This window comes from Candidatus Acetatifactor stercoripullorum, from assembly GCF_944382095.1.
Lineage (GTDB): Bacteria > Bacillota > Clostridia > Lachnospirales > Lachnospiraceae > Acetatifactor > Acetatifactor stercoripullorum.
In genome coordinates, this window is the sequence record NZ_CALWMU010000059.1 from 1 (window position 1) to 11,662 (window position 11,662).

Genomic DNA, 11,662 nt, shown 5'->3' on the forward strand with positions numbered 1-11,662 from the left:
CTGTACTCAAAGGTAATCCTTCGTCCCGTTTTTTCAAAATAATAGCTGCAGGCCTCCATCAGCTCCTGTATGGAATACTGATTTGCCACAGGCATCAGACTGCGCCTTTTTTCGTCCGTAGCCGCGTGCAGGGAAAGGGCAAGGGTAATCTGTAACCCCTCCCCGGCCAGCCGCCGCATCCCTGGCACAAGGCCGCAGGTGGACACCGTGACGCTGCGCTGGCCGATGTTCAGGCCGTTCTCATCGGTCAGCAGCCTGAGAAACCGCACCAGATTGTCATAGTTGTCAAGAGGCTCACCCATGCCCATCACCACCACATTGGAGACCCGCTCCCCGGTAAGCCTGGTGATGGCATAAATCTGCTCCAGCATTTCCGAAGCCGTCAGGCTGCGCTCTAGGCCGTTTAAGGCGGAAGCGCAGAATCGGCATCCCATCCGGCAGCCCACCTGGGAAGAAATACACACGCTGTTGCCGTGTCTGTACCGCATCCACACGCTTTCCACCAGATTGCCGTCCATGAGACGGAACAAAAATTTTTTCGTGCCGTCTGCCTTTGACTCCTGCACCCGCACTGCCTCAAGGGTGGTGTAGGTATATCTCTCCCTGCATTTTTCCCGAAAGTCCTTTGAGAGATTGGTCATCTCTTCAAAAGAGGATGCAAGCTTTTTGTGCATCCAGTCATACATCTGCCTGGCCCTAAATGGCTTCTCTCCAAAGTCCGACAGCTCTTTCGTAAGCTCAGTGAACGTCATCGATTTGATATCTTTTTTCTCTGTCATGGGAATGCCTTTCTTATCTTGTGCGTCTGAAACGGGCGATAAAAAATCCGTCCGTCTCCATGTATCCGGGAAGAAGCTGTATGCAGGCCGAAGCCTCCTTTTGGGTCAGCTTTAAATCCCCTCCCTTTGCCTGAAGGCGGATTTGTTCTCTCTGACGCAAAATCGCCTGGGGCAGAAAGGGCTCTATGCTTTCCGGCTCAAAGGGAAAATGCTCCGTAATATAACGTACCATATCCTCATTTTCCCCTCTATGTATGGTGCAGGTGCTGTACACCAGGGTTCCCCCCGGCTTTACATACCCCCAGCTTTTCTCAAATATCAGTTTCTGAAGCTTTTCAAGCTCTGCCATGCTCTCTTTAGTTACATGATATTTGATATCCCGCTTTTTTCCCAAAACGCCAAGCCCCGAACAAGGCACGTCCAAAAAAAGTACATCCGCTTTTTCCAAAAGCGCCTCGTCCGTATGAGTGGCATCATACACCTGAACCGTAATATTTTCTGCCCCCATACGCTCTGCGTTTTCCAAAATAAGCGCTTCTTTGGCCTCCGACACATCCCGGGCAAGCACCCTTTTGGCCCGCTCAGCGGCCAAAAGGGTTTTTCCCCCGGGCGCCGCACACACGTCCACCACAAAATCCTTTGGTCCGATGCCAGCCGCCTCCACCGCCAGAGCGGAGCTTGCATCCTGGACGGTAAACACCCCCTGGGAAAATCCGGGCAGCGCGGCAATGCTCTCCGTGTTCTCCACTGTATACGCATAGGGCAGATAGGGGCTTTCTTTTATCCTTGCGCCGCTCTCCCTGATCCTTTCCACCCAGCCTTCTCTCTCCTCTGCTGAAAGTCCCATGCGAAAGCGCAGGGATACCGGATGAATGTTAAGCAATCCCTCAAGCAGCCTTTCTGTCACGGTAATTCCGTATTCCTCAAACCACATCCTCGTAATCTCAAGGGGCATGGAATATTTTACGGAGTCATACAAATCCCTCTGGGTTTCCTGATCCGGAAGAGGCAGGCTGTCCTTTTGGCGGGCTATGCTTCTAAGTACCCCATTTACAAAGCCCTTCAGATTTTGAAAGCCTCTCTTTGCCGCCAGCCTGCAGGCCTCATTGCACACGGCGCTGTCCGGAATGCCATCCATATAAAGCAGCTGATAGAGGCTCAGATACAAGAGATTGCGGATCAGAGGCTTCATTTTTCTGACCGGAACCGAGGAAAAATGATCCAGATAATAGTCAAATTCCAGACGCCTCTCCAAAACTCCTTCTGTCAGGCGCTTGATGAAGGCCTTATCCCGTGCCGCAAGGTAATCGTATTTATCCAAAACCGCCTTTATAAGCCGATGGGAATACTCTCTTCCCTTCTCAAGCTCCAGCAGGGTATCAAGCACAATCTCCCTTGTGTTTTCTCCCATGGTCAATCGTCCCTTCTTCTGTTTCCGCCAAACAAAAGCACCAGTCGAAGCAGCTGCAGGATAGAGGACGCAGCAGACGCCACATAGGTCAGCGCCGCCGCTGTAAGCACCTTTTTGCAGCCTGCATTTTCCACAGAGGTCAAAAGACCGTACTGCTCCACCTTCTGCACCGCTCTCCTTGAGGCGTTAAACTCCACGGGAAGGGTCACCAGCTGAAACAGCACAGAAAGGGCAAAGGCCCAGATGCCAATCTGAATCAGGGTCTGATTCCAGCTCAGAAGCACCCCCAGCAGAATCAGGGGAATTCCCAGGGTACTGCTGATATTCACCACGGGAACCAGAGCGCTTCTGATGGAAAGGGGCGCATATCCCTTGGCGTGCTGGATAGCATGTCCGCACTCGTGGGCAGCCACTCCCACAGCGGTGACAGACACGCCGTTATAATTCTGCTGGGAAAGGCGCACCGTGTTGGTGCGTGGATCATAATGGTCTCCGCTTCCTCTGCTCAGGCACTCAATCTGTACATTGTACAGCCCTTCGTTGTTCAAAATACGGCGGGCCGCCTCAGCCCCTGTAATGCCGCTCATGTTCCGCACCCTGGCATACTTGCGCATAGTGCTGTTCACAAGGGCGCTGGCCCCCAGACAAAGCAGCATGCCGATAATCACAAGATAATAGGTGGGGTCCCACATAAAACCATAATATCCCATTCCGTAATACATAGCGTCAACTCCTTTATTCCTGCCCAAGCCTCTCGCCGGGCTTCATCCGCACCCCCAGGAGAAAATCCCGGGCCTGCATTCTTTTTTTCCCTTCCAGCTGCAGCTCGTAAACCTCTAAAAATCCCTGGCCTGTAGCCACACTGATATGATCCTTTTCCACCTTTACAATTTCTCCCGGAGCGTACGCCGCCCCGCCCGGTTCCCGGGACGCGCTGTCTGAACCCTGAAACGCCCCATCCGGCCCCTTCGGAATCGCCTTCCAGATTTTCAGCTGCTTTCCATGGTAAAAAGTATATGCACTGGGCCATGGCGTCATACCCCTGATCAGTCTGTCAATTTCACAGGCAGATTTTCCAAAGTCGATGCAGCCCATTTTTTTGTCGATCAACGGGGCGTAGGAGCTTTCCTCCTCCGCCTGCTTTTTAGGAAAAAGCTCTCCCTTCTCAAGCAGGTCGAGAGCCTGCACAACCGCCTCTCCCCCAAGCACCTTCAGCTTGTCATGAAGGGTCTCAAAGGTGTCCTCATGGGAAATGGGAAGCTCCCTTTGATAGAGCATATCCCCCGTGTCCACCCCTGCATCCATCTGCATGATTGTAATTCCGGTGGTCTTTTCCCCCCGGATAATGGCATGCTGTATGGGGGAAGCGCCTCTGTACTTAGGCAGCAGAGAAGCGTGAATATTCACACAGCCAAACTGCGGCATATCCAGTATCTCCTGAGAAAGAATCTGTCCATAGGCCGCCACAATAAAAATATCTGCAGCAAAGCTTTTAAGGGTTTCCACCGCCTCCGGTCTTTTGATCCGCTCCGGCTGAAACACAAAAATTCCATGGCGCAGCGCACACTCCTTTACCGGCGAAAATTTAAGCTCTCCGCTTCTTCCCCTGGGCTTATCCGGCTGCGTCACAACCGCCGCCACCTCATGTCCGGCCTCTATCAGCGCCTCCAGCGCCTGCGCCGCAAAATCCGGCGTTCCCATAAAAACAATCTTCATTGTGCCGCTCCTTATATCTCTTCCTCTTCTTCCTCTTCATCCCCTACATCCCGAAGGCCGCCCTGGGCCTTCTCCACATAGAGATGTCCGTCCAGATGATCCAGCTCATGGCAGATAGCCCTGGCCAAAAGCTCCGTTCCCTCCAGCTCAAACTCCTTCATATTCACATCCAGCGCCACAGCCTTCACATAGCTTGGCCTGGTCACAATGCCATATTTTCCGGGAACGCTCAAGCATCCCTCATGTCCAGTCTGCTCTCCGCTGCTCTCCACAATTCTGGGGTTAATGAGAATATGCGAGTCCTCCCCCGTCACGTCGATCACAACGATTCGTTTTAATATTCCCACCTGGGGCGCCGCAAGCCCCACGCCATTCGCCTCATACATGGTTTCCAGCATATCCTCAATGAGCTCCCTGACACGGGGCGTCATCTGAGTCACTTCCTTGCATCTTTTTGAGAGAACCTCATCTCCCATTTCTCTGATATTCCTGATGGCCATCTTATCCTCCCTTTCCAAGCTTTGGCAGTCCGCCTACAGCACATTCACCGGATCAAAGTCAAACTGCACACTCTCCCGCAGCGGTCGGCATGTTTCCAGCTTTTCTTCCAGCAAATCCTTTATCTGTACCAGTTTATCATAATTTTCATGTTTCACATAGAAAACAAATCTAAAAATATCATTAATTCTTCCGATTGCCCCAGGGGCAGGCCCAATGATGCGAAGCCCCATCCCCTTCTCTTTGGAATCCTGCTCCCATCCAAGCCCCCCGGCCCATTGTGCCAGCTGCCCGGCCAGCTTCTTTCCTCCCTCTTCCTCTCTGGAAAAAATCTGCACCGCCAGCATGTGGCATACAGGAGGATATCCCATCAGCTCCCTGTAAAGAATTTCCTCCTGGTAAAAGCCCTCATAGTCCTGGGCCGCCGCCCTTTGTATGGCGTAATGCTCCGGCTGATAGGTCTGGATTACCACCTGTCCGGGAAGCGTCCCCCTGCCCGCTCTCCCGGCAGCCTGGGTGAGCAGCTGAAAGGTGCGCTCCCCGGCTCTGTAATCCGCCGCGCCCAGGGACAAATCCGCCGCCAGAATTCCCACCAGCGTCACCCTTGGAAAATCATGGCCCTTTACAATCATCTGGGTTCCGATGAGCACATCCGCCTCCCCGGCAGCAAAGGCCGACAAAATTTTCTCATAGCTGTCCTTTGTTTTCGTGGTATCCCCATCCATGCGCAGCGTCCGCACCCCAGGAAACAGCTCCTTTAGTTTCTCTTCGATCTGCTGGGTGCCCGCCCGAAAGCCCATGATATATTTAGAGCCGCACTGGGGACAGCCTGCAGGCTTCGGTCTCTGAAAGCCGCAGTAATGGCAGATCAGCAGACCGTTTTTATGCTCCGACAAAGACACGTCACAGTGAGGGCATTTCATCACATATCCACAGGCCCTGCAGGACACAAATCCCGCATAGCCTCTCCTGTTTAAGAAGAGAATGCTCTGCTCACCCCTCTCAAGGCCTCCGGCCAGAAGCGTCTGGAGCTTTCTGCTGAAAATGGAGCGGTTTCCCTCCTTAAGCTCCTTTCGCAAATCCACCGTATGAATCTGGGGAAGGGCCCCGCCCGTCAGTCTCTCCTTTAAGGTAAAAAGCCCGTACTCCCCTTTCCTGGCACGATAATATGCCTCTAAAGAGGGCGTAGCCGAACCAAGCACTACACTGGCCCCATGAAGCCTGGCCACCTCAATGGCGGTCTCTCTGGCATGATATTTGGGTGAGCTTTCGCTTTTGTAGCTGCTTTCATGCTCCTCATCGATCACAATCAGACCAATGTTAGGGAAAGGCGTAAACAGGGCGGAACGGGGACCGATGATCACATCGATCTCCCCGTTTTTAGCCCGCTCGCACTGATCATATTTTTCCCCCAGGGACAAGGTGGAATTCAATACGCTCACCCGGTCTCCAAACCGGGTAAAAAAACGAAGCAGTGTCTGATAGGTCAATGCGATTTCCGGAATCAGCACAATGGCCTGCCTTCCTCTCTTAAGCATTTCCCCAATCAACTGCATATACACTTCCGTCTTTCCGCTTCCTGTGATTCCATGTACCAGATAGGTGCCCCTCTCTCCCTTGTCAAAATCCGAGATCACCTGATCCACAATCTGCTGCTGCCCGGCGCTCAGGGCCGGAAGCTGCGTTTTGGGTCTGGTGAGCTTTACCGGATTGCGAAACAGTCTCTGGCTTTCCACCCGGATTGCTCCCGCCTTTTCCAGACTGCTTATGGTGGAGGGCGATACTCCCAGGCTTCCCACAGCCTCCCCGTAGGGTATCTCCTCCCGTTCTGCCAGCTCCCGCAAAAGTCTTTCCTTAGCTGTCTGCTTTTTACGGATGCTCTCCCCCAGAAGAGACAATATTTCTTCCCTGCCAAGGAGACGCACCAGATATTTATGCTCTAAACGCCCCACCGTTTTCTTTGCCGGAAGCACCGTCTTAAGGGCCTGTATCATGGTAGAACCGTAGTTTCGCCGCATCCAGTCCGCCAGAAGAATCATCTTATCCTGGGCCGCCACGCCGCCCTTTACGATTCCCGCAATATCCTTGATTTTCCCGGGATCAAATCTACAGTCTCCGCTCAAGGAAAGCACGTAACCGTTGATCAGCCTGTTTCCCTTTCCGAAGGGAACCGCCACACACATACCCGGCGCAAGAGCTCCCAAAAGCTTTTCCGGAACCCGGTACTGAAAGGGTCTGTCAAGCTTTTCATGGGAAATATCCACAATCACATCCGCATACTGCTCTTTCGTCATTTCTCCTCCGTTCTTTAACGGCCTGCCAGAATATCCGCAATCAGATCCCTCTCATCCATAGGATATTTTACGCCCTTGATCTCCTGGTAATCCTCATGCCCCTTTCCTGCCAGCACGATAATATCCCCCGGTTCACCGTGGGCTATGGCATAGGCAATGGCCTCCTTTCTGTCGCAGATCTCCACATACTTCCCATTGGTCTTAGCCATGCCCGTCTTGATATCCTCTATGATGGCCTGGGGCTCCTCATACCTGGGATTATCCGAAGTAATAATGGTCAGATCCGCCAGCCTGCCGCTGACCTCCCCCATCTCAAAGCGCCGCTGTCTGGAACGGTTCCCTCCGCAGCCAAACAGACAGATCAAACGGTGGGGATTATATTCCCGCAGCGTGGTTAAAAGGCTCTCCAGGGCCATAGCGTTATGGGCATAATCAATTAACAGGGTGAACTGATCCGAAACCTTCACCATCTCAATACGGCCCTTGACCCTTGCGGCCAGCAGGGCTTCCCTGATATCCTCCTTCTCCACCTGAAAGTGACGGCAGATGGCAACAGCCGCCAGGGCATTGTATACGCTGAACTGGCCGGGGGTGGGAACCTCCACCTGAAAATCCATAAGCCCCCGGATCTGGAAGGTAACTCCCAGCTCCCCCGGCTTATGCAAAAGCTTTAGATTCTCTGCCCGGAGCATACACTCCTCTCCCATTCCATAGCTTTCCAGAACGCAGGTATGCCCCTCCACCACCTGCTGCCAATGACTGTCGTCCCCGTTTACAATCCCTACTTTACACTGTCTGAACAAAAGCCTCTTGCAGGCCAGATAGTCCTCAAAGCTTGCATGCTCGTTAGGTCCGATGTGATCCGGCTCTAAGTTGGTAAAAATACCATAATCAAACACAAACCCCTGGGTCCTGTGAAGCATCAGCGCCTGAGAGGACACCTCCATGACCACGGTGTCCAGTCCCTCTTTCACCATTCTGGCAAAATACTCCTGCAGCAGATAGGATTCCGGCGTGGTGTTTTCCGCATGGATATGAGTATCTCCTATAATAGTCTCAATGGTGCCCACAAGTCCCACCTTGTAGCCTGCGTGCTCCAGAATGGATTTCACCAGATATGTGGTGGTGGTCTTTCCCTTGGTTCCAGTAATGCCGATCACCTTCAGCCGATCTGCCGGATGCCCAAAATACGCCGCAGAAATAAATGCCATGGCATACCGGGTATCCTCCACCCGAATTACCACCGCATCCGAATTTTCCAGCCCTGGAATATCCTTGGATACCACCAAAGCCGCCGCTCCCCGTAAGAGGGCCTCTGCGCCGAAGTCATGTCCGTCAAAATTTGCTCCCTCTATGCAGATAAAAAGACAGCCGGCGCTTATTTTTCTGGAATCATAAACCACCTCTGTCACTTCCCTCTGTACGTCTCCCTGCACACATTCGTATTGGATTCCTTCAAGCAGCTTTTTCAGCTCCATTTTCCCTACCAGCCTTTCCGCACAATCTCTGCACACAAAATATACTTTTATATTTTACTCCATTTTGCCGGATTCTACCACCCCTAAAATGTAAAGAAGCCCCGGCACCGCCGGAGCTTCTTTACATTTTCTTATGAGGGGGGGAGATAGTGAGTTCATCAACTATCTGTAATACAGAATAAAAGATAATTGTGTCTAAAGTGTGTCCATTCTATAATGAAAATCTAAAAAAATATAAATTAATTGAAAAACAGCGGGCGCCTGTAAAATGTCCGCTGTCACAAGGCACGCTGCAAAGCGCACCCGCAAAGTGAAAGGGCCCCGGCAAGCCGGAGCCCTTTCGCTTTTCTTATGAGGGGGGGAGATAGTGAGTTCATCAACTATCTGTAATATACAATAAAAGAAAATTGTGTCTATTCTGTGTTTAAAATGTGAGAAAACCATAAAATAAATCTAAACAGCCTATAACAGCTCCAAATACACGTCCATAGGAATCTTCCCGCTTTCGCGGGTCACCGCATTGGCAGCAGAAAGCGCCGCCGCCTTTTTTAATGCCATGGAAGGCTCCTCCCCGGCCTGCTCGCTCATGGCCATAGAAGCCACCACACTGTCGCCGCAGCCCACTGTATTTAAAACCTTCACATCCTTTGCCGGTTCAAAAATGGTCTGTTCCCGATCCACATAGAGAATTCCCCTGCTTCCCATGGACACCACCACCTTGCAAACGCCTTGCTCCGCCAGCCTTTTTGCCTCCTCTTCCACCGCTTCTTGGTCCGGCAGCCTGCAGCCCGCCAGAAATTCCAGCTCTCTCTTATTGGGCTTTATCATATAGGGCTTTTCCTTCACACCTTCCCGCAAAAGCTCCCCCGAGGTGTCCAATATCACCCTTCTGCCTTCCGCTCTGCAGCGTGCAGCCAGCTCTCCGTAAATGTCTGCGGGCACTCCCTTCGGCACACTGCCGGAGAGCACCACAAGGGAGGACTGCTCCAGGCAATATTCAAATTCCTTTTTAAAATTTGCAAGCTCCTCTTTGGAAATCTCAGGCCCCGGCTCGAGCAGCTCCGTCACATAGCCGTCCGCCCCCAAAAGGTTCACATTGGTCCTGGTTTCTCCCTGAATTCTCGTAAAATGACATTCCGCTCCCAGCTCCATAACGGCGTCCTCTATCATTCTTCCGGTGTAGCCTCCCAGAAATCCCATGGCGGCCGCCGGAAGATGAAACTGCCTGAGTATCTTGGTTACGTTGATTCCTTTCCCTCCCGCCACGCTGAAGGTTTTTTCCAGACGGTTCACCTCCCCCGGCAGAAGCCTGGCAATCTGGCAGGTTTTGTCCACGGCCGGATTTAAAGTAACAGTCAGTATCATATCTCTCTATCCTTTCCTGATCAGCAGTAATGCTGCATAATAAACTGCATTTCCTTTTTCCCTCGATAGACATTTATGCCTAGCTGATAAGCCACGGACACGCTTAAGGAAGCATTTCCACAATAAAGAGCCTCCTTTGCGCCAGGGCCGTATTTTTCCTCCAAAAAGGAGTCAAACTGCAGAAGATCTCCAAAAAATACCAGCGGAAAGCTTTTCCCCTCCGGGGTTTTCACCCGGTATCTGGCACAGGTTTTGTTCTCTCCCATTTTATAGCCGGACAAAAAGATCAGGTCCTTTTGGGCAAATAAGGGCTTGGGATTTCCCACCCCGAAGGGCTCTAACAGCTCCAGCTGCTCTGCCAGGGCTTCATCTGCATAGGCTAAGGGCATGGGCACATCAATATGTACCCGGGGAATCAAATCCTCCTCCCCCAGACCGCTTTTTTCATTCAGCGCCTGGCGCAGCGGCTCAATATCCTCCTCCCGCATGGAAAATCCTGCCGCAAGCTTGTGTCCGCCAAATTTTGTGAAAAGCTCCTTCACCTCTGTCATGGCATCATACATGTGATAAGCCTCTATGGACCGGCCGGAGCCTTTCACGCCCTCTTCCCCCCTGGTGAGTAGAAATACCGGCCTGTAATATTTTTCCCGAATCCGTCCCGCAATGATTCCGGCCAGACTTTCATGCACCTTGGGCAGATAGATCACCATCACTTTGTCCTTGTGGATTCCTCTTTCTTCAATATATCTTTCAGCCTCCTCCACCCCCTTGAGGGTGAGATTTTTCCTGCTGTCATTTAATTCCTTCAATTCCCTGGCGGCGCTCATAGCCTCCGTCTTTTCTTTACTCTGCAAAAGCTCCAGCGCTCTTTTTGCCGTGTCCAGCCTGCCGGTAGCATTTAAGCAGGGCCCCACCACAAATCCCAGATGATATGCGGACAGCTTTTGGGGCAGAATGCCGTTTACCTCTATCAGCGCTCTCAGGCCCGGATTCCTTGTCTGGCGCATTCTCTTAAGTCCCTCTTTTACCAGAATCCGGTTTTCATCCTTAAGCTCCATCACATCGCACACCGTGGCAAGCGCTGCAAATTCCAAAAACTCCTCCATGGCATCTAAAAGCGCTTCACTGTCCACCCTCTCAGATAAGGCTTTCATCAGCTTGTAGGCCACCACAGCTCCGCAGATGCCAGAAAAGGGATAGACGCACTCCTCTCTCTTGGGGTCCACCACCGCCAGGGCCTGAGGAAGAAGCTCCTTTTTGCGCCCATCCTCCTGAAGAAAGGGAACCTCATGGTGGTCTGTCACAATCACCTGGATTCCCAGCTCTTTCGCCAGTTTAATCTGAGGCGCCGCCGCTATCCCATTGTCACAGGTCACAATCATTTGGACGCCATCCTGTTTTGCCAGCCGGATCAAATGCTCATTTAAACCATACCCATCATGAACCCGGTGGGGAATGGCGGTATCTACCTTTGCCCCCAGTATCTGCAGCCCCTTGGTGAGAATATAAGAGGAACAGATTCCATCCACATCATAATCACCGATCACACGTATGGCAGTGCCCCCGGCAGCCGCTTCCAAGAGAGCCTGCACCGCCTTTTCCATATCCTTTAAAAGCCAGGGAGAATGACAGTCCTTAAGGGTTCCATGCAAAAACATGTCAATCTGTTCCTCATCAGTCAGGCCTCTGTTTCGCAGAATTCTGGCCGTTACAGGACTGATGTGAAAATCCCTGGCCCACTTGTCAAAATCTGCCCTTTTGGCAGCCACCAGCCATTTTTCCATCTTAATCTCCATTCCGAAGCTTCACAAATTTAATTTTCCCGGACATTGTAATAGGTAATTGCGAGACCCACTCCATGGTATCAGAACCTGGGCGTAATAACCAAAATAAGGGTGACTAGCCACTGCTTCGGAACCCGTTTTTGGTTATTATGACCAGGTTCGTGACTTTGTCAGCGAGTTTCGCAATTACCTGACATTGTAACACGAAAAGGATGCAGAAGCAAATACAAACCGTCCTTTGTCAGATTCATATTCTGCAGCCTGAAGTGAAAAGTTTATTTCCACTTTGAATAGGTAAAAGTAGATTTTAGTCTTTCACTCATTTCCACTTCCCCAT

The 11,662-nt window shown here is 51.7% G+C and carries 9 protein-coding genes; all 9 read right to left on the reverse strand.

Translation table 11 applies throughout. The features are described 5' to 3' along the window. On the reverse strand, nt 1-779 hold a 779-nt coding region (gene rlmN / locus SHK35_RS13270; protein WP_318710135.1), incomplete at its 3' end, for a 23S rRNA (adenine(2503)-C(2))-methyltransferase RlmN. A gap of 13 nt (nt 780-792) precedes the next feature. Then, on the reverse strand, nt 793-2,190 hold the full coding sequence (gene rsmB, locus SHK35_RS13275; protein WP_318710136.1) for a 16S rRNA (cytosine(967)-C(5))-methyltransferase RsmB: 1,398 nt from the start codon (nt 2,188-2,190) through the stop codon (nt 793-795). Between the two features lie 2 nt (nt 2,191-2,192). Continuing rightward, nucleotides 2,193-2,912: a zinc metallopeptidase gene (locus tag SHK35_RS13280; protein ID WP_318710137.1), complete on the reverse strand. Its 720-nt coding sequence runs from the start codon at nt 2,910-2,912 to the stop codon at nt 2,193-2,195. A 13-nt stretch (nt 2,913-2,925) separates the two neighbouring features. Beyond that, nucleotides 2,926-3,906, reverse strand: coding sequence for a methionyl-tRNA formyltransferase (fmt, locus tag SHK35_RS13285; protein ID WP_318702615.1), 981 nt, complete (start codon nt 3,904-3,906; stop codon nt 2,926-2,928). Between the two features lie 11 nt (nt 3,907-3,917). After that, nucleotides 3,918-4,406 carry a peptide deformylase gene (gene def, locus SHK35_RS13290; protein WP_318710138.1) on the reverse strand — a complete coding sequence of 163 codons (489 nt, stop codon included), beginning with the start codon at nt 4,404-4,406 and terminating at the stop codon, nt 3,918-3,920. Between the two features lie 33 nt (nt 4,407-4,439). After that, nucleotides 4,440-6,698 carry a replication restart helicase PriA gene (gene priA, locus SHK35_RS13295; RefSeq protein WP_318710139.1) on the reverse strand — a complete coding sequence of 753 codons (2,259 nt, stop codon included), beginning with the start codon at nt 6,696-6,698 and terminating at the stop codon, nt 4,440-4,442. Between the two features lie 14 nt (nt 6,699-6,712). Next, a complete protein-coding gene (locus SHK35_RS13300) occupies nt 6,713-8,176 on the reverse strand; it encodes a UDP-N-acetylmuramoyl-L-alanyl-D-glutamate--2,6-diaminopimelate ligase (protein ID WP_318710141.1) in 1,464 nt (487 codons plus the stop codon). Between the two features lie 462 nt (nt 8,177-8,638). Continuing rightward, complete coding sequence (gene pfkB / locus SHK35_RS13305) at nt 8,639-9,541, reverse strand: 1-phosphofructokinase (RefSeq protein ID WP_318702619.1); 903 nt, start codon at nt 9,539-9,541, stop codon at nt 8,639-8,641. Between the two features lie 20 nt (nt 9,542-9,561). Next, nucleotides 9,562-11,337: a single-stranded-DNA-specific exonuclease RecJ gene (gene recJ, locus SHK35_RS13310; RefSeq protein ID WP_318710143.1), complete on the reverse strand. Its 1,776-nt coding sequence runs from the start codon at nt 11,335-11,337 to the stop codon at nt 9,562-9,564. Nucleotides 11,338-11,662 lie beyond the last annotated feature (325 nt).